Raw genomic sequence first — 17,926 nt, 5'->3', positions numbered from 1 at the left:
GTGTTTCCCCTCCGCTATCACCACTAGGCAATGGCGACGATATTTATTATAAAACAATAAAACAGTTTGTCAAGGATTTTTTATTGTCGTTCCTTCAGAATCGGAACGACAATGTAAAATTTACTATAAAAAAACGAAAGAGTCAACCCTCTTTTTCATTTTTTTCGATCTTCACTGTCCCTTTCTCGAAAATTCTTGTCATCCCCTTCTTTATACGCGTATAATAAAGGAAGAAGGAACGTATAATAAAGCAGGGCATTGGCGGCCACCAATGCCCTGTCCATACACAGCCGCTGCAAGAAGTGCAGTGGCCCAAGCCTCGGGCATCGTAACCTACCCTCGCCTCGGCCTAGCAGGGTGGGTTACTTTTTGTCTTTGGATACGGCGATCACCGCGACGATGAGTGACGCAAACGCAATCATGAGCGTCAGCGCGTCGGCAATCGACATCATCAGCACCACCCCCTTTCGTTCAGGGAGTGGCCACTGCCCACCCTGCATATGGCTGTGCATGTTTCATTATACCATCAAATCAAACAAATGCGAATATACATTCGCATCCTCGTTGAAAATTAGGAATGTTTCCCTACCCGAGGGGGACAAACGCCACTTTTCCTGTTGCTTCGTATCGCCGCTTCCACAGTCCTTCTCCCCTGCTTCCTATAACCGCTGAAACTCCGACGTTTTCATCAAGCGCTCGAAAAAATGATTTGTATAAAATCAGCGTTTTTCCGAATAATGACCATAGACGAATCTCGCTGTTCCAAGGAGGAAAGGCATCGAAAGATTTTTTGGGCACGCAAGGCGATATTTGGGACACCCAATGGGATATGGTATGCACATTGATTGGGACACTGATTGCCCTATGGCTGCTCTCAAGGTGGCACGACCGGCAGCTTGCGCAGTTGAATGAGCGCTAAATCAAGAAAACAGCGGTTCCCCCTTTCAAAAGGGAGCCGCTGTTTCTATTTCACCTTGTACAAGTAAATCGTCCACGCCGACTCATCGGACGTAAATCTTTTCTCAAGCGTGAGGCCGTTTTCCGCCGCGTTATCGATCGGAACGGCCGAGAAAACGTAGCGGCCGCCCATTTTTTTCAACTGTTCTGTATTCAGCAGCAAGTTCTTCAGCCGCTTTTTCGAGTGTTTCGTGAACATGTACCGTTTCCCAAGTTCCGCTGTAAAAATATAGCATCGCCCGCCCCATTCGTCAAAATATGTGCGGATCGTTTTGCTTTTTTCCAGTTCACGTTCAATGATTTTGCGGAACTCGTATTTATATGACAGCGGATAAAAGTTGTTGTACGTATCGAGCGTATAAAACCCGTTGTATTGCGCGATGGCGGGGTGAATGCCGATGCTGACGACGCGGTAGTCGGACACCGGGAGCCCGATGTATTGCTTGATTTCTTGGAACTGTTTTTCCGCGTAAAATTGTTTTACCGTCGGCTCGTAGCGGAAGACGATTTCTTCGTTAATCAAAAACACCAAGATCACTTGGGCCGCTAGCAGCCGCTTCGCCCACTTTTCTCCTTTTTCGCTGTATTGCCATACGATTTTCAGCGCCAGCGCAAACTGCACATAAATGATCATCGGGCGCAAAAAATGAAAGCGGGCAAAGTTAAACGTGTCTAAAAAATGAAGCCGCTCGGTAAGCGGCAGCCACCCTTTATAAAACCAAAAGGCGTACCATGCCGACAGCGCGAAATTCAGTCCGAATAGGAAAAGAAATAACCGTTCTTGCTTCCACCGTTTTTTCACGAAAACGAGATACAACGCCACCAACCAGCTTGGCAAAATAAAAAACGTATGCTCGGTCATGACATGATGGTGCCCGAGGAGAAAGTTTTTCCACGTCAAGCGGACGCAATGCCAAAACGACAAAGGGGCATGGAAGTACTCATCCCGCTCGTCGGCTCGTCTTCCCATAAAAACGAGTAGACAAGCCTGTACTCGACAAGCAAATAAAGCAGCGTCATGTAAGCGATGGAAGTCAAAAAGCGGATGTTCCACCCTTTCCCGCGCAGCACATCAACAAGCCAAAAAACGCCCATGGCGGCAAGAAAAAAGAAAAATCCGAGCACAAAGCTGGAATAAAACGGGAGAAGCGTAAGCGCGGCGTAATGTCTCCACTTCCCCTCACCTTTTCGGATGCTCAAAAATGCCCAAAGCGCAAGCGGCATGCCCAGCGTGCTTAACATCCCCGACGGCCAAAACAGCGTCAGGGCAAATGCGAGCGCCACGCCGATGCGGACGGCCATCCAACGCGGCTCGGGCAGGAAATGTGTTTTTAACAACCAATACATACCGACAAATGCCACCACCCTTGTGATCGTTTGGCTGAGCGCATAAGCAGTCATCGTGGGAAATAACGCGTGCAGCCAGACGATGCCGGTCAACTCCGAACCGAGGGCGTTTCTTGACAACTGGCCGTTGGCGATTTGCGGAATCTTCGCGTCAAGCGGCCCGGTGATTTTTCCGCTTTCGGAGAGCACCTTATACCAAGCGATATTGGAATCCAAATTATCGTGGACGCGAATATGGGCGTTCTCACCAAGGAGAAAGAGCGGGGACACGTAAAGGGCGATGACGCCAAGCGCCAAAAGGAAAAACCATCGTTCTCGTTGTTCGGCCATCGGCATCACGCTCCCGCCATAGCTGTTCTTGGCCATGAAATCCCTATTGAATACGATGTGCAATAAGAAGAAAATTATTCCTAAGGACGGTCGAAGAGGGTGGTGATTTATGAAAAGGGGGGCTGCGCGTTCTTCTCAGTCTCCTCTTCATTCGCATTTTTTTGCCCCTTCTATTTTCTCTATGCACACCTATCTTAAAATATTAAGGGCAACTTATGGTAGATAGCTCCCCCACTACAATACACAATAGAAAACAGCGGCCTCCCTCTCTTACGGAGCCGCTGTTTAACCTTACTGCGATATTCGTGTTTTTTCCCCCAATCCCGGCATGTGTTTATTCTTCTCTTCCCTCCAGCTGAAAATCGCCGCGAGGATCGCTTCAGAGTTGTGCCACACACTGAAGATCGCACTTGGAACAGCCGCCAAGGGTGAAAAATTCGCTGTGGCAATCGCCACGCCCAATCCGGAGTTTTGCATTCCCACCTCCATGGCGACCGCTTTTTGTTTAGCCAAATCCATGCCGAGCAGAAGGGACAGGCTGAAGTCAAAGGCAACTGGACGAATCCCCCTTAACAAATGTGCCCGCCAACCGCTTGGATATCTTCTTCACGTTCGACCGCCACGTCAATGGCAAGGCGCAGCCCTTCCACGATCGTCTCTAATGCCATGCTGGGCTGCCCGGGATGCCGGGCGGCTTGTTCCGGCAAATACGGAATATGGATAAATCCGCCGCGAATGGGCTTCTTCGATTGGGTGATGTAATGCATCAATCCATAAAATACATGGTTGCAGACGAACGTTCCCGCTGTATAAGAGACAGAGGCTGGTATGCCGTGACGCCTCAACGCCTCGACAATCGCTTTGACCGGCAAAGTTGACCAATAGCCGACAGGCCCGCCTGGAACAACGGGTTCGTCAATCGGCTGATGGCCTTCGTTGTCGGGAATGCGGGCATCATTGATGTTCACCGCTATCCTTTCAACGGAAATATCGGCTCTCCCTCCCGCCTGTCCGACGCAAATCACCACATCGGGATCCACTTGCATGATTGCGTCATGCAAGATGGCTAATGATTGGCCAAATACGGTTGGAATCTCCCGAACTTCAACGATATACCGATCGGTTTTCCATCCAGCTGCTTGCTTGACCGCCTCCAGCGACGGATTCACCGTTTCTCCTCCAAACGGATCAAATCCGGTCACGAGCACTTTTTTCATCGCATCTCCATCCCTTTTTGATGATGAAATTTATAAATCTATGAGTGTAATCACATACATTGCGGCGATGTTGAACGCCAACAGAATCAACGCTGTCGGCACTTGCACGCGAATCACGTGGTTTTTGTCTTTCAAATCAAGCAGGGCGGCGGGCACGATGTTGAAATTCGCCGCCATCGGCGTCATCAAGGTGCCGCAGTAGCCGGAAAACATCCCGAGGGCGGCCACATGATTCGCATCGACGCCAAATTGTTTTATCAGCAGCGGAACAGCGATCCCCGCCGTCATCACGGGAAATGCCGCAAAAGCGTTGCCCATGATCATCGTAAACAAAGCCATCCCGATGCAATAGGCCACCACAATCCAAAACAACGAATGAGTCGGAATAATGGCTTTCACCAAATTGGACACAGCCGCGCCCACCCCAGCAGTCGTAAAGATCGTCCCTAATGTCGCCAGCATCTGCGGCAAGAGAGCAGCCCAGCCGATTGTTTCCAGCAGCCTGCGCGATTCTTTAACCGCCATAAACGGCGTCGATCGAGTCATGGCCATGCTGACGAGCAAAGCAACGAACGTCGCTAGCCCGAGAGACACAAGGGTCACGTTTTTCGGATCGAAAAGAAAAGCGTTTCCAACCTTGACATTTTTCAGCCATGTCACGCCGATGACAGTCAAAACCGGAATCAACAATGCCGGAATGAACAGGCGATGTTTCAATCGATCGCGATGTTGTCTTCTCTCTTCCGGCGTCGCCTCTTGGTAGCTTCCGAGCTTCAATCCCCCGGTTCCGACAATGGCCACCATGATAAGCACAAGCACTCCGGTGTAAAACGGGGGAATGATGCTGCCGAACAGCAACGCCACGCCATAAAGCAAATAAAACAGCCCTGATGTGAAACGCTTCGGGTTTTGGCGATCGGCAAAGGTCCACAAGCTTCCCAACACAACCACAATGCCTAAAAATATGTACACCGCTTCAATGGACAGCCACATTCACTCTATCCCCTTTCCATTCTCCCGATGAAGGAGCTTGTGAAGCGAGCGGTCCAGCCGATGCAGGCGGATGCTGTGAACGATCAACGCGGCCACGGCCGTTGGGATCGCCCATAACGCCATATGCAGCGGATCAGAAGGAATGCCGTTTTGATCAAAAAATCCTTTCATCAACAAAATCGCTCCGATGGCAATGAACACATCCTCGCCAAAAAACAGCCCGATATTGTCCACCGCTGCCGAATGAGCGCGAATGTCATCCCGCACATGATCCGGCAGTTTTCCGTATTTCGCTTCCGCCGCTCCTTCTGCCATAGGAGCGACGAGCGGACGAACCATTTGAGCATGGCCGCCGATGGAAGTAAGCCCAGCCGCGGCTGCCGCTTCCCGGATGATTAAATAGACCGTCAAGATTCTCCCTGTTGTCGCCGCCTTGATTTTCGCCACGACACTCTCCGCCTGTTCCCGCAGCCCAAAGCGTTCCAAAAGGCCGATGACGGGCAATGTCGCAATGAACACCGCCATATACCGGTTGGTCGTAAACGCCGTTCCAAACTGTTCAATAATGTCATACAGCGATTGATGAGCGAGCAATCCTGTCGCCAATCCAGCCGCTGTAACAACAAGAAGCGGATTTATGCGAACGATAAAACCAATGATGACAATCAACACGCCAATGAGCACCATGTTCCCTTTCTCCTCTCCCAACATCATATTGGCATTGTGATCCGTCCATCTCGCTGCCTTATTCCTCCACCGACTTTTCCTGCCTCCCCCCTTTTCCTTCAATCGTTCCGTATTTCGGAACAATCATTCCAATTTCATCATTTTCATTATATAATTAAGAAAAGTCAAAAATCAATCAATATTTGGTGGAATTTGTCCTCGCTGAACACCGCCGCAGCAATTGAACCGAGCCCCTTTTTATTGCATCCCCTTCCTCTATTTTGTATCATGAATAATTAAGAGAAATTTAGCAGAAAAAGGAGTGCCCGCCATGACCAAACAACTCCCTCCCGGCCAATTCGAAACCGAAAAATGGCCAATTTTGCATGAGGGCGATGTGTACCAATTCGATGAAGCGACGTGGAATTTCCGATTGTTCGGCGATGTGAAAGAGGAAGTGTCGCTTTCGTATCAAGAAGTGATGCAGCTGCCGAAGACGGTTTCAACCATCGATATGCATTGTGTCACAACATGGTCAAAATTCGACACGACGTTTGAAGGCATCGCCTTCCGCGAATTTTTGCGCTTTGTCGAGCTCGATCCCGACGTGAAATATGTGAAAATTTACGGATATTTAAACGGCGACCGGTTCGGCTATTCGGCAAACTTGCCGCTTGAAGCGCTGATGGGCGATGATGCCTTGTTTGTCTATCGATGGAAAGACAAGCATCACGACTGGCAGGACATCTCGCCGAAGCACGGCTATCCGCTCCGTTTCATTCCGCCGGCGACGTTTTACTTATGGAAAGGGGCGAAATGGGCGTCCGGCATCCGCTTTATGAAGGAAGATGAGCCGGGCTATTGGGAGGAGCGCGGTTATTCGATGACCGCCAATCCGTTTAAAGAGGAGCGGTTTGCTGAGTGGGTGCCGCGGATTCGCTTTTGACAAAAGCAAAAGAGGGTGTCCCAAACGCAACGGGACACCCTCTTTTACTACAAGAGGTAGGAACAAATCACTTCGGCGACACGATATATTGTATCTCTCTCAAAGAGAGACGATCTTTTGGGACAGCCTCTTTGATCATCAAGCGGCTTGGCGGGATGCCGCTTGTTTCTCAAGCCAAGCACGAAGACGCCAAAAGAGAAGCTGAAATACGATGGCCGCCATCGCTCCTTTGACGGCGTTAAACGGCAAAATCGCCGATACCACCAACGCCTTCGCTTCCGGCGCGCTCATCTGCGGAGCGCCAAGAAAAAGCGTGTACGCCGGCAGAAAGACGTAGTAGTTGAGCACGCTCATGACGAGCGCCATTGTCACTGTTCCCGCCGCCAACCCCAGCAGCAAGCCTTTTTTCGATGCGGCTTTCCCATAAATATAGGAAACCGGCAAAATAAACGCCGCCCCAGCGGTAAAGTTGGCGATTTGGCCGATCGGAACGCCGGTCGCACTGCCGACAAAAACGTAGTTCAACACGTTTTTCAAGAGTTCGACCGCCACGCCGGCGAGCGGGCCGTACAACAGCGCGGCGACAAGCGCCGGGATGTCGCTGAAGTCGACAAGCAAAAAGTTCGGAAACGGCGGCAGCGGAAAGTTGAGCATCATGAGCACATGCGCCATGGCGCCCAACACTCCGATGCCGACAAAGGCGCGGATGGAAATGCGTTTCATGCTTGTTCTCCTCCCCTTCTCGTGATTCATCCTCACAAGAAGAAGGCTGCCGCCGCGAGCGCCAACAAAAACTCCCTTAAACCGAACGAGGCTTAAGGGAGAAAAAGGGTGTGCGCAACTAGACGTTCGCATGCGCCAAAACGAACGCCGGCAAACCTTCATCTTCTCCCATCCAGACTATACTGTCGGCTCCGGACTCGCACCGGATCCTGCCTTGCGGCTCGCGGCTGAGAGGCCAAGCGCCTCATCACCGCCGGTCGGGAATTTCACCCTGCCCCGAAGATGAATCGCTTATACATTTTTATTATTCCGATGAATTTAGTATACAATACCTCTTTTCGTTTGTCTATCATTTTTTCCCATATGTTTTATGTTTGGCGCCTACTCCGCCAACTTGTCAATTCTCCTTTGGAAGCATATCCCCCGGCTCGAGCACCGGCGGATGGACGTCCACCGTATCGGCGTATTTCAGCCCGGTTCCGGTATTTAATACGACGACCGTCTCCCCGTCGCGAATCCAACCGCTCTCGCGCAACGTTCGTGCCGCCGCAAACGCCGCCGCTCCTTCCGGGCAAATGAACGCCCCTTCGAGTTCGGCTGCCGTCCGCTGTTCAGCCAAAATCGCTTCATCGCCAATGGCAACCGCGCAACCGTCCGTCTCATACACCGCCTCAAGAACAAGAAAGTCGCCAAGCGCTTTCGGCACATTGATGCCAAACGCCACTGTATGGGCGTTCGGCCAAAACTCCGATTCCCGTTTTTTCTCCTTCCACGCCTTGACGATCGGCGCGCAATGCTCGGCCTGCACAGCGACAAGCCGCGGCATGCGGCCGTCCACCCAGCCGAGCGCCTGCAGTTCTTTGATCGCCTTGTAAATGCCGATCAACCCGACGCCGCCGCCGGTCGGATACAAAATGACATCCGGGAGCTGCCACGAGAACTGTTCGGCGATCTCCAGTCCCATCGTTTTCTTCCCTTCAATCCGGTACGGTTCTTTCAACGTCGACGCATCGTACCATCCGTATTCGCGGATCGCTTTGGCGACGATTTGCCCGGCATCGCTAATGAGGCCGTTGACTAAATACAGTTCCGCCCCAGCGATGGCGCATTCCTTTCGCGTCAGTTCCGGTGCATCAACCGGCATGACGACTGTCGCCTGAATGCCCGCCCGCGCCGCGTATAGCGACCATGCCGCGCCGGCGTTGCCGTTTGTCGGCATGGCGAGTCGTTTGACGCCCAATTCCTTTGCTTTCGAAATCCCAACCGCCGCGCCGCGGGCTTTAAACGTCCCGGTCGGAATGACGCCTTCGTCTTTCATATAGAGTGAGTCAATGCCGATATTCCGGCCAAGGCGCGGCATTCGCACAAGCGGAGTCATTCCTTCCCCTAAAGAGACAATATGTTCAGGATGTTTCACCGGCAATAGCTCATGATACCGCCATAAACTCGGTTCTCGCTCCGCAAGTGCCTCCCGCTTCACTTCTTGGCGCATCAACTCCAAATCGTACGCGACCAGAAGCGGCGAACCGCATTCGCAAAGTTGATGGATTTGGTCGACATCGTATGTACGTTCACACTTCGGACAATACAGATGAGACACGTAGCTGAATGACATGGTTTGGCTTCTCCTTTCCATTTGTTTCATCCGCACGAGGCAGGAAGCACCTACTTTCGCGTTTTGGACGAGGCACTGGCCTTTTCATTATACCATAACCGTCCTCTGCCACCGGCGCCTGTAATGGCAGCGTCCGTACGCCAACTTTGGGGCATCATAGCGCCAAGTAGGAAATGGTCCCCCCTCTTTTTTACCGTTTGAAGCCGCATATGGTAAAATAAAACGGAAACCGCCTCTTTTTTCTCACTGCATCGGCGGAATGATTCGTTGATCCAGAAAAACTTATACATAAGGAGATGAACCAATGAAACAGGAACTCATCGAACGCTTCATCTGCTACGCGAAAGTCAACACTCAATCCGACCCAAACAGCCATACGTGCCCATCGACTTCGGGACAGTGGGAGCTGGCGAGAATGCTCGTCGAAGAGCTGAAGTCGATCGGCATGGAAGATGTGACGATCGATGACAACGGCTACGTGATGGCGACGTTGCCGGCCAATACGGACAAAAACGTGCCAGTGATTGGCTTTTTGGCTCATATGGACACCGCTCCGGAGTTTACGGGAGCCAACGTCAACCCGCAAATCATCGAACAGTACGACGGCGGGGACATCGTGTTAAACAAAGAACAAGGCATCATCTTGTCGCCAAACGATTTCCCGGAGCTCGCTCACTACCAAGGGCATACGCTCATCACGACCGATGGGACGACGCTGCTTGGCGCCGATGATAAAGCCGGAATCGCCGAAATTATGACCGCGATGAACTATCTCATTCAACACCCGGAAATCAAGCACGGCAAAGTGCGCGTCGCCTTTACGCCGGATGAGGAAATTGGCCGCGGGCCGCATAAATTTGACGTTGCCAAATTCGGCGCCCAATTTGCCTACACGGTCGACGGCGGGCCGCTGGGCGAATTGGAGTATGAAAGCTTTAACGCTGCCGAAGCGAAAATCACGATCAAAGGAAAAAACGTCCATCCGGGCACAGCGAAAGGAAAAATGATCAACTCGATCAAAATCGCCATGGAGTTCGAGCAGCAGTTGCCAGCCGATGAGGCGCCTGAGCATACGGAAGGATATGAAGGGTTTTACCATTTGCTTTCGTTCCAAGGCAGTGTAGAGGAAACGAAGCTTCACTACATCATCCGCGACTTTGACCGCGAACAGTTCGAGGCTCGCAAAGCGAAAATGAAAGAGATCGCGGCTTCGCTTGCGCAAAAATATGGAAACGACCGAATCACGCTCGAAATCAACGATCAATACTACAACATGCGCGAAAAAATCGAGCCGGTGCGCCACATTGTTGACATCGCCCACGAAGCGATGACGAACTTGGGCATTGAACCAAAGGTGAAACCGATCCGCGGCGGTACAGACGGGTCGCAGCTCTCCTACATGGGGCTGCCGACGCCGAACCTTTTCGCCGGCGGCGAAAACTTCCACGGCCGCTACGAATACATTTCCGCCGACAATATGGTGAAAGCGGCCGAAGTGATCGTGGAGATCATCAAGCTGTTCGAGCAAAAAACTTCCTAAAACCAAAAGGGAGCCGATGGTTTTCGGCATCCCTTTTTCGCTTCTAAAAACATCATAATTGTTCCGCCTATTGCAGTTTTGTGATCCGCCCTTCGATTTGTGCCGAAAACGGCTGTGACAACTGGCGGATGTAAGTGACAAGTGCATCCAAATCGACCGGACCGACCTCGCGGTTTGTCCCATGCGTCAACACCGTGAACCCATCGCCGCCGTCGGCGAGAAAGCTGTTGACCGTCACCGTGTACTCGGCGTCCGGTTTTAGCGGTGTCCCATCAGGAAGCTGAATGTCAATGACTTTTTCTCCGACCGGCCTGCTGGCGCTCCATGTATAGCGGAGGCCGGAGATTTGCAGCATGCGCGTTTGGGTTGGCTGCCATTGTTGATTCAAAAGCTGGCGGATTTGCGCGCCGGTGAGCGTCATTTTCACGAGCTGGTTGTTGAACGGCTGAACGTTGTACAATTCGCCCCACGTCACTTCGCCTTGTTCAATATCGGCGCGAATGCCGCCCGGGTTCATAAAGGCAAAATCGGTTTTCATCGCCGCCCGCTGGGCATCGGCGATCAAATTGCCCAAGGCGGACTCGCCGCTTTCGTTTTGTTCATCGGTGATCGTTTCGGCTGCTGTGCCGACGACTTGATTGACAAGCGGCGCCACTTTCGCTTCATATTTTTCGACGAGGGCACGGATTTCCGGGTCCGGAGTGATGCCGTCATGATAGGTCGTCACGATCTCCGCTTTTTTGGCGACGACGTCTTTCGTGCGCGGGTCGATTTTCAAATCGACATCAGAAAACGCCGTGCCGTACGAATACGACTGAACGAGCAGCTTGCCGTCCACAACCGCATTTAAATAGGCATGGTTATGACCGGCGAAAATCACATCGACTTCATCATCGACATTTTTGGCGATATCGACAATTTCCCCGCTTGCGTTTGTCCCATCCGGATTGGATACGCCTGGGTTATGGGCGAGAACGACGATCGTTTGCACTCCTTTTTTCTTCAGTTCCCGGACCGCTTTGTTAATCGCTGTTGCTTCATCGATGAACTTGACTCCCGCGACGCCGCTTGGCGTCACAATCGTTGGTGTTTCCGTGAGCGTGACGCCGATCAATCCGATCGGCATGCCGTTGACCCGCTTAATCACATATGGCGGGAGAATCGGCTTTCCTGTTTGCGCATCAACGACGTTGGCGCTCACGTACGGAAAATCTGCTCCGGCGAAATCGCCGGTCGCCGGGTGATATCCGCCATGGATCAAGCGGAGCATTTCCGCTACTCCTTCATCAAACTCATGGTTGCCAAGGGTGCCGACGTCAAAGCCGAGCTTATTGAGCACTTCGATCGTCGGCTCGTCCTGCAGCAACGCCGATACCGGCGGGCTGGCGCCAACCGCATCGCCGGCATGGACGAGCAGCGTATTTTTGTTTTCCGCCTCCCGCTGTTTCAAATAAGCGGCCAAATAATCAGCCCGTCCGACTTCCCGCCCGCCGACTTTTCTCGTCACATTCAACTGACCGTGGAAGTCGTTAATGCCTAACAGCTGCACCTCAATATAACGGTGCGAGGAAGCAGGCGGCTTCCCCTTGCTTTTCCCGTTCCCTGCCGCCCCAACTGGAACTGCGGCCAGCACCGCTGCAGCAGCCAATGCGGATAGCACCCGTCTTCCCCATCGTTTGGAATTCTTCATTCCCGGTTCCCCTTTCTCTCTCCTTCTCGTTCACTCCCATTATATCCTTGCGAGTCCATACAATGATAGAGAAGAAAGGATGATTTTTCGTAAATATTTTGTAAATTCACAACTGACTGTTGAGAACAACAGAAACAAAAAAAGACCGCCCGATAGAGTCTGTTGATCGGACAGTCTTTCCCTTTTAGCTCGGTGGACAGCCAGCGTCATTCGGCGCTATGCCACGCGAAACGGCCATGAACGTCAAGCCCTTCTCCTTGTTAGATCGTCCCCTTCCCGCGCACGCCGTTGATCGAATAGCTCGCTGTAATGGCGGCATTTAACGAATGGGAAACGGAACAATATTTTTCTTTTGACAACCGAATGGCGCGGACGACCTTGTCTTCCGGCAAATCGCCTTCGAGCGCGTAATGAATATGAATCTCTGTAAACCGCTTTGGGTGGTCATCGGCGCGCGTTCCTTCGACTTCCATCGAAAACGCGCGGACATCAAGCCGCATTTTCCGCAAGATCAAAACGATGTCAATGCCGGTGCAGCCGGCTAAGGCGTGAAGCAAAAGCTCCATCGGCCGAGCGCCTGAATCGTTGCCGCCGACGTCTTTGGCCGCGTCGATCGGAATGGTGACACCGGAAGCGCTTTGGCCGCTGAATGACATGTTTCCGTTCCATACAACCGTCGTTTTCATCATGGTCGCTCCTTTCTCATCGGTCCGGGGTCGGACGGACGTTCCGACAGCCCGTTTCTTCTTTTCAGTTTAGCGGCTATGTCCTTGAAATGCAAAATTCCTGTCTACCGTTTTCGCTCATGCATGTTAAAATAGAAACATGCACAAACTTGTTGAGTAAAGGGTGTTTGATTCGATGACCGCACTCATTTTGCTTCTTGCTTATCTTCTCGGCTCGATTCCGTTTGGCCTTCTTGTCGGGAAAATCGGCTACGGGATCGACATCCGCGAACATGGAAGCGGCAATCTTGGGGGAACAAACACGTTCCGCGTGCTTGGGGCGAAAGCGGGAACGATCGTCATTGTCGGCGATATGCTAAAAGGGACGCTGGCGGCGAGCTTGCCGATGCTTTTTTCCGTCCCCGTGCATCCGCTTTTGGCCGGGGCGGTGGCAGTTGTCGGCCATATGTATCCGGTGTTCGCCAAGTTCCGCGGCGGCAAGGCGGTGGCGACATCGGGCGGGGTGATGCTGTTTTATTCGCCGTTGTTCTTTTTGTCGCTCATCGCCGTGTTTCTTGTCGTCTTGGCTGTTTCACGCTACGTCTCCCTGTCATCGATGGCCGCGGCGCTGTATGCGGTCGTGTACACCGTCTTTTTCACTGACGACATTCCATTGACGGTGGCAGTGTTGTTGCTGGCTTCGTTTATCTTTTATCGTCATCGTGCCAACATCAAGCGCATCTTGAACAAAACGGAGCCAAAAGTGAAATGGCCAGGCAAACGCTCATGACGACGGACGGAGAAAGGAGTTTGTTGCGTTGAGATTGCCGGAAGCATTTGTCGCGAAAATGAAGAAGCTGCTTGATGAAGAAGCAGACGAGTTTTTCGCTGTTTATGAAAACGAAAAAATCAACGGCTTGCGCGTCAATCCGTTGAAAACCGACCCGGGCGCATGGGCAAAAACGGCGCCCTTTTCCCTTTCCCCGGTGCCGTTTTGCCCGACCGGGTTTTATTATGAGCCGGACCAACAGCCGGGAAAGCATCCGTACCATGCGGCCGGCCTGTATTACATTCAAGAACCGAGCGCGATGGCGGTCGCCGAAGCGCTGCGTCCCGCCCCTGGGGAGACAGTGCTCGACTTGTGCGCCGCCCCTGGCGGGAAAACGACCCAGCTTGGAGCGATGATGGAAAACAAAGGGCTGCTTGTCGCCAACGAAATCCACCCGAAACGGGTCAAAGCGCTCGCAGAGAACGTCGAACGGTTCGGCTTGACGAACACCGTTGTCGTCAATGAAACTCCCGAGGCGCTTGCCGAGCGGTTTCCGGGCTTTTTTGACAAAATTTTAGTCGACGCCCCCTGTTCCGGCGAAGGCATGTTTCGCAAGGATGAAGAGGCCGCTTCGTTTTGGAGCCCGGCTTATGTGGAAGAATGTGCGGCCAGACAGCGGCGCATTTTGGAAAGCGCCTATGCGATGCTGAAAGAAGGCGGCATTCTCGTCTATTCCACGTGCACGTTCTCTCCGGAGGAAAACGAGCAAACGATTGAATGGCTGCTTGAGGCGCACGATGACTTGCGGCTGTTGCCGATCGCCAAAGCGGGAGGGCTTGAGCCAGGGCGGCCGGAATGGACGAAAACCAATCGATCCGATCTCGTCCACGCCGCCCGCCTTTGGCCGCACCGTCTGAAAGGGGAAGGGCATTTTGTCGCCAAGCTGCAAAAGCAGCGCTCCACCCCGCCTTGGCAGGGGCGACGGGCAAAAGCGAACGCGCCAAAAGCCGCGATCCGCCTGTATCGCCAGTTTGAACAAGAGGCATTGTGGACAGAGCGAGACGGCACGTTCGTGTCATTTGGCGCCCATTTGACTGTGTTGCCCGAGCGTTGCCCGGATTTGTCCGGTTTGAAAATCGTCCGCGCCGGGTTGCACTTAGGGGATGTGAAAAAAGAGCGGTTTGAGCCGAACCATGCCCTTGCCTTGGCGCTGCGGACAGAGGAAGCGAAACATGTGCTTGACCTATCGAGCGCAAGCCGCGAAATCGTCCAATATTGGCGCGGCGAGACGCTTTCCACCGGCGGCGACCGCGGTTGGCTGCTTGTGGCCGTGGATGGATTTCCGTTCGCCTGGGGGAAAGAAGTGAAAGGAACGGTGAAAAACTTTTATCCAAAAGGGCTGCGCCTCGTCTAAAACGTCGGAAAAGCAGATGGCAAAGGAGCTCCCAATCGCAAAAAAGGGGCTGACCCAAAACGCGGGTGCGTTTTAGGTCAGCCCTTTTTTACTGGTGCTGCTTCGTCGGAATTGTTAAGGTAAACACGATCTCATCGGCGGCCAAATCGATTTTTTTTGCCGCCACTTGATAGCCGTTGCCAAAGCGAATGTCCGTGAGCGCGACGTAGACGCGGGTGTGCTCCGGGTCAATCGCCACTTCATCCGGCAGCGGGGCGTGCTTTTGCAAGTAGCGAAGCACATACGTCACTGGCAGCTTCCAGTCGCCGAGCGAAATCGTCGGCTCCGTGAGCTCGACATTCCCTCCTTTGATTACTTTGGGCACAAACGAGACGACAAGTTCGACCGAGCGGCCTAAAATGGGGATTTCGCTTGAAACATAGACGCGATCGGCGAGCCAAACGCGGTATTGCAGCGGATGGCCTTTCGTTTTTTCTGCCAAATAGTCGTTCATGACGGCGTTCAAATGCTCCTTCTTCGAGTATACTGTAAACGAAGCTCCCTCCACATTTGGGCGCGCCGGCCGCTTCACCGGTGAAGTGGGTTCGAACAGCCAGGCGACAGTCCAAACAAGAACCGCGGCGTTGACAGCCGCCAACATCCAAAACGCTCGTTTCCAATTCATTGCAATAAGCTCCCTACCCACCACTCTTTTTGTTGATCTAACGCTTCATGCACTCGCATGGCCATCTGTTCGTATCCTGCGGCATTCGGATGAAATTCGTCGCGATGAAGCAATTCGTCGCGGTCGATGAAGATGTCTTGAATATCAACGAAAATCGTTCGGTCATAACGGGAAAGCACCGCCTGGCTTGCCTTGTTCCACTCGGTAATGACATCATTGATTTCCGGAATATTCGGCAACGTCGTGGAAAACGGATTGTATAGACCCACAAGCACAATGACCGCATCCGGATTGATCGTGCGAAGCGAGATCAATAGATGATCCAGTCGGTCGGCAAATATTTCCGTGGCTTGCTGAAACCGCTGGCGCGACAAGTCTAAAAAGTGCGAGCGGACGACATTCATCACATCGTTGCCGCCAATGGTGATCAAGATCATATCAGCCCGCCCGAGCTCCGCTTGATGGGCGTGAATGACTGGTTCCAATTCAGCGATGCGCCGGCCGCGTTTCCCGAAATTCGCTACGGTGACTGTCCGCACCCCGTCTTCTGCCGAAAGGAGCGGGACAAGGCGGCCGACATACCCGCCTTTCCTTTCGCCGTCCCCCACTCCTTCCGTCAACGAATCGCCTAAAGCGACCAAATGTATATCTTTCGGAAGCGGCTTTGCTTCCGTCTGCTTGACGGCGGCTTCATGCGGGCGCTCCGGCTTTCCGCCCGCCGAAAGCGACACGCATCCGGCGAGCAGCCAGCAGCACAACAACCATCCCCACCGTCTCATTGTTTGACACCTGCCTTTTGCCGCAACAAGGGGAAAGACGAAAAGAAGGCAAAAAGGCGGTAGCCGTTTTTGCCTCATTGCGACGACTGCACGATTTTGATATGCTCTAAAATTGTTTCGTATGGCACATCTTGCACGCCGCTGTACGTCTGAACCACTTTTCCGTCTGGCCCGACCAAATAAAAACTGGTGCCATGCACGACTTGGTCGTCATTGGCCGGCTTTTGCACGATCGTTTTAAAGCTTTTTTGCGCCAACTCGCTGATCTCGGCCGGGCTGTATCCAGTCAGCAAATGCCAGTTTGCTAGATCATCTGTAAATTGCTTCGCATACGCCGCCAGTTTTTCCGGCGTGTCGACTTCCGGGTCGACGCTGAAGGAGACAAACTCGACATCCAGTCCTTCTTTCTTTGCCATTTGCTTTAGCTTGGCCATATGGGCCGTCATCGGCGGACAAACCGTTTCGCAATTTGTAAAAATAAAATCGGCGACCCACACTTTTCCTTTCAAGTCGCGAAGTCCAAACGGCTGACCAGACTGATCGACAAACGTAAAGTCCTCAACCGGCCAGTTTTTGGCGTCCGGAATCGTTTTTCCGCACGCCGCCAGCAAAAGAACAACGAGAAAAAGTGCGATTCGTTTCCACATCGATAGGTCCTTCCTTTTCGACCAAAATATGTTGATGCCGCCAATAACGGCGTTTATTCATCAAGCGGCGCTTCCTCGGCGTAGTACATGAGCGCCAGCGCCCCGGGACCGGTGTGAATGGAAATGACCGGCGTTGTTTCAACGATGTCAATCGGCGAATAGCCGATGATGTCTGTCACCGCTTCCTTGAGCCGCTCCGCCCACCGAGGAGCATCGGCATGGGCGATGGCGATTTTCTCTACCCGTTTGGCCCCTTGTTCCTCGACAAGACGGCCCGCCAAATGGGACACCGCTTGCGAAAAGCTGCGAACCTGGGCAACCGGCGTATACAGCCCGTCAACCAGAGCGGCGATCGGCTTAATACGCAAAAGCGAACCGATGAGCGCTTTGCCGCGGCCGATGCGGCCGCCTTTCACCAAATGCTCAAGCGTATCAAGCACAACATACAGCCGCGTGCAACGGCGTATTTCGTCAAGCCGCCGGATGATATCGGCGACGCTTCTGCCCGCCTTGGCCAAACGTGCTGCTTCGAGCACTTGAAACCCCAACGCACAGGAAATAAATTGTGAATCCACGACGGTGACCGCTGCCTCTGTCAAAGCGGCCGCATGTTCAGCCGCACGGACCGTACCGCTCAGCTCGCCAGCCATATGGATCGACACAATCTCGCTGCCGTCCGCTCCGAGCCGGTCGTAAACGGCGAGAAATTCTCCCACCGATGACTGCGAACTTTTCGGCAGTTCGCGCGCCGCTTTCATTTTCGCCATAAATTGTTCCGGGGTGATCGTCACCCGGTCGATAAACGCCTCCCCATCCACTGTCAAATGAAGCGGAACGACTTCAACGCCGTGCTCGGCAAGCACCGCCGCCGGCACATCGACCGTTGAGTCGGTTACAATTTTGATTGATTTCATTCGTTCACTCCTAATACTGATGATCTCGTTTCCATTATATAATGAAACCG

Annotated in this window: 16 protein-coding genes, 3 pseudogenes and 1 riboswitch; of the genes and pseudogenes, 5 read left to right on the top strand and 14 right to left on the bottom strand. The window is 52.8% G+C overall.

Annotation, left to right across the window (positions count from 1 at the left end):
• Window positions 1-362 precede the first annotated feature (362 nt).
• Window positions 363-452, bottom strand: coding sequence for a putative holin-like toxin (locus tag I656_RS19335; RefSeq protein WP_021322622.1), 90 nt, complete (start codon window positions 450-452; stop codon window positions 363-365).
• 311 nt (window positions 453-763) lie between these two features.
• Here I656_RS19335 and I656_RS19940 point away from each other — a divergent pair.
• Window positions 764-919, top strand: a pseudogene (locus I656_RS19940) (DUF2238 domain-containing protein); the annotation flags it as partial.
• A gap of 45 nt (window positions 920-964) precedes the next feature.
• Here I656_RS19940 and I656_RS0116195 read toward each other — a convergent pair.
• The 5 genes and pseudogenes from I656_RS0116195 to I656_RS04505 form a co-directional block, all read right to left on the bottom strand.
• Window positions 965-2,634 (bottom strand): annotated as a pseudogene (locus tag I656_RS0116195) (DUF6044 family protein).
• A 291-nt stretch (window positions 2,635-2,925) separates the two neighbouring features.
• A pseudogene (locus I656_RS04490) lies at window positions 2,926-3,162 on the bottom strand (transporter, sodium/bile acid symporter family protein); the annotation flags it as partial.
• Between the two features lie 41 nt (window positions 3,163-3,203).
• Entirely contained in the window at window positions 3,204-3,851 is a 648-nt protein-coding gene (gene pcp, locus I656_RS04495; RefSeq protein WP_020755911.1) for a pyroglutamyl-peptidase I, read from the bottom strand.
• Between the two features lie 30 nt (window positions 3,852-3,881).
• Window positions 3,882-4,844 carry a DUF979 domain-containing protein gene (locus I656_RS04500; protein ID WP_020755910.1) on the bottom strand — a complete coding sequence of 321 codons (963 nt, stop codon included), beginning with the start codon at window positions 4,842-4,844 and terminating at the stop codon, window positions 3,882-3,884.
• Window positions 4,845-5,531, bottom strand: a complete 687-nt coding sequence (locus I656_RS04505; protein ID WP_033006167.1) for a DUF969 domain-containing protein — start codon at window positions 5,529-5,531, stop codon at window positions 4,845-4,847.
• Window positions 5,532-5,841: 310 nt separating this feature from the next.
• Here I656_RS04505 and I656_RS04510 point away from each other — a divergent pair, with 310 nt between their 5' ends.
• Window positions 5,842-6,456 carry a sulfite oxidase-like oxidoreductase gene (locus tag I656_RS04510; RefSeq protein ID WP_013523784.1) on the top strand — a complete coding sequence of 205 codons (615 nt, stop codon included), beginning with the start codon at window positions 5,842-5,844 and terminating at the stop codon, window positions 6,454-6,456.
• Window positions 6,457-6,594: 138 nt separating this feature from the next.
• Here the strand turns inward: I656_RS04510 and I656_RS0116190 are convergent, their stop codons facing one another.
• Window positions 6,595-7,209 (bottom strand): ECF transporter S component, encoded by a 615-nt coding sequence (locus I656_RS0116190; RefSeq protein ID WP_122983937.1) that lies wholly within the window; start codon window positions 7,207-7,209, stop codon window positions 6,595-6,597.
• 126 nt (window positions 7,210-7,335) lie between these two features.
• Window positions 7,336-7,467, bottom strand: a riboswitch (FMN riboswitch).
• Window positions 7,468-7,576: 109 nt separating this feature from the next.
• Entirely contained in the window at window positions 7,577-8,794 is a 1,218-nt protein-coding gene (locus I656_RS04515; protein ID WP_015374884.1) for a threonine synthase, read from the bottom strand.
• Between the two features lie 304 nt (window positions 8,795-9,098).
• Between I656_RS04515 and pepT the strand changes: the two genes are divergently transcribed.
• The gene (gene pepT / locus I656_RS04520; protein WP_015374885.1) at window positions 9,099-10,334 is read left to right on the top strand and encodes a peptidase T; all 1,236 of its coding nucleotides are present in this window, start codon (window positions 9,099-9,101) and stop codon (window positions 10,332-10,334) included.
• Window positions 10,335-10,401: 67 nt separating this feature from the next.
• Here pepT and I656_RS04525 read toward each other — a convergent pair whose 3' ends face one another.
• Together I656_RS04525 and I656_RS04530 are read right to left on the bottom strand one after the other, a co-directional pair.
• On the bottom strand, window positions 10,402-12,024 hold the full coding sequence (locus I656_RS04525; RefSeq protein ID WP_020755904.1) for a bifunctional UDP-sugar hydrolase/5'-nucleotidase: 1,623 nt from the start codon (window positions 12,022-12,024) through the stop codon (window positions 10,402-10,404).
• Between the two features lie 260 nt (window positions 12,025-12,284).
• Window positions 12,285-12,710: an OsmC family protein gene (locus tag I656_RS04530; RefSeq protein WP_033006164.1), complete on the bottom strand. Its 426-nt coding sequence runs from the start codon at window positions 12,708-12,710 to the stop codon at window positions 12,285-12,287.
• Window positions 12,711-12,885: 175 nt separating this feature from the next.
• On the opposite strand from I656_RS04530, the gene plsY reads away from it, so the two are divergent.
• Both plsY and I656_RS04540 read left to right on the top strand, forming a co-directional pair.
• Complete coding sequence (gene plsY / locus I656_RS04535; RefSeq protein WP_015374888.1) at window positions 12,886-13,479, top strand: glycerol-3-phosphate 1-O-acyltransferase PlsY; 594 nt, start codon at window positions 12,886-12,888, stop codon at window positions 13,477-13,479.
• A 28-nt stretch (window positions 13,480-13,507) separates the two neighbouring features.
• On the top strand, window positions 13,508-14,872 hold the full coding sequence (locus I656_RS04540) for an RsmF rRNA methyltransferase first C-terminal domain-containing protein (RefSeq protein WP_020755900.1): 1,365 nt from the start codon (window positions 13,508-13,510) through the stop codon (window positions 14,870-14,872).
• Window positions 14,873-14,960: 88 nt separating this feature from the next.
• On the opposite strand, the gene I656_RS04545 is transcribed toward I656_RS04540, so the two are convergent.
• From I656_RS04545 to I656_RS04560, 4 genes are all read right to left on the bottom strand, one after another.
• The gene (locus I656_RS04545; protein WP_011231260.1) at window positions 14,961-15,536 is read right to left on the bottom strand and encodes a YpmS family protein; all 576 of its coding nucleotides are present in this window, start codon (window positions 15,534-15,536) and stop codon (window positions 14,961-14,963) included.
• Entirely contained in the window at window positions 15,533-16,315 is a 783-nt protein-coding gene (locus I656_RS04550; protein WP_011231261.1) for an SGNH/GDSL hydrolase family protein, read from the bottom strand. Before I656_RS04550 ends, I656_RS04545 begins: the two co-directional genes overlap by 4 nt.
• A gap of 74 nt (window positions 16,316-16,389) precedes the next feature.
• A complete protein-coding gene (locus I656_RS04555) occupies window positions 16,390-16,962 on the bottom strand; it encodes an SCO family protein (RefSeq protein WP_011231262.1) in 573 nt (190 codons plus the stop codon).
• 53 nt (window positions 16,963-17,015) lie between these two features.
• Entirely contained in the window at window positions 17,016-17,876 is an 861-nt protein-coding gene (locus tag I656_RS04560) for a DegV family protein (RefSeq protein WP_020755896.1), read from the bottom strand.
• Window positions 17,877-17,926: the final 50 nt, after the last annotated feature.

Origin of the sequence: Geobacillus sp. WSUCF1 (assembly GCF_000422025.1) — a bacterium.
Lineage (GTDB): Bacteria > Bacillota > Bacilli > Bacillales > Anoxybacillaceae > Geobacillus > Geobacillus zalihae.
Note: the sequence above shows the minus strand (reverse complement) of the source record. Positions and strands in the feature narration are given on the sequence as shown.

Coding starts and splice junctions, on each gene's coding strand:
- pepT (WP_015374885.1), top strand. CDS start 9,099: ATGAAACAGGAACTCATCGAACGCTTCATCTGCTACGCGAAAGTCAAC.
- I656_RS19335 (WP_021322622.1), bottom strand. CDS start 452: ATGATGTCGATTGCCGACGCGCTGACGCTCATGATTGCGTTTGCGTCA.
- I656_RS04510 (WP_013523784.1), top strand. CDS start 5,842: ATGACCAAACAACTCCCTCCCGGCCAATTCGAAACCGAAAAATGGCCA.
- I656_RS04505 (WP_033006167.1), bottom strand. CDS start 5,531: ATGGTGCTCATTGGCGTGTTGATTGTCATCATTGGTTTTATCGTTCGC.
- I656_RS04515 (WP_015374884.1), bottom strand. CDS start 8,794: ATGTCATTCAGCTACGTGTCTCATCTGTATTGTCCGAAGTGTGAACGT.
- I656_RS04555 (WP_011231262.1), bottom strand. CDS start 16,962: ATGTGGAAACGAATCGCACTTTTTCTCGTTGTTCTTTTGCTGGCGGCG.
- I656_RS04500 (WP_020755910.1), bottom strand. CDS start 4,844: ATGTGGCTGTCCATTGAAGCGGTGTACATATTTTTAGGCATTGTGGTT.
- I656_RS04525 (WP_020755904.1), bottom strand. CDS start 12,024: ATGAAGAATTCCAAACGATGGGGAAGACGGGTGCTATCCGCATTGGCT.
- I656_RS04560 (WP_020755896.1), bottom strand. CDS start 17,876: ATGAAATCAATCAAAATTGTAACCGACTCAACGGTCGATGTGCCGGCG.
- plsY (WP_015374888.1), top strand. CDS start 12,886: ATGACCGCACTCATTTTGCTTCTTGCTTATCTTCTCGGCTCGATTCCG.
- I656_RS0116190 (WP_122983937.1), bottom strand. CDS start 7,209: ATGAATCACGAGAAGGGGAGGAGAACAAGCATGAAACGCATTTCCATC.
- I656_RS04550 (WP_011231261.1), bottom strand. CDS start 16,315: ATGAGACGGTGGGGATGGTTGTTGTGCTGCTGGCTGCTCGCCGGATGC.
- I656_RS04530 (WP_033006164.1), bottom strand. CDS start 12,710: ATGAAAACGACGGTTGTATGGAACGGAAACATGTCATTCAGCGGCCAA.
- pcp (WP_020755911.1), bottom strand. CDS start 3,851: ATGAAAAAAGTGCTCGTGACCGGATTTGATCCGTTTGGAGGAGAAACG.
- I656_RS04545 (WP_011231260.1), bottom strand. CDS start 15,536: ATGAATTGGAAACGAGCGTTTTGGATGTTGGCGGCTGTCAACGCCGCG.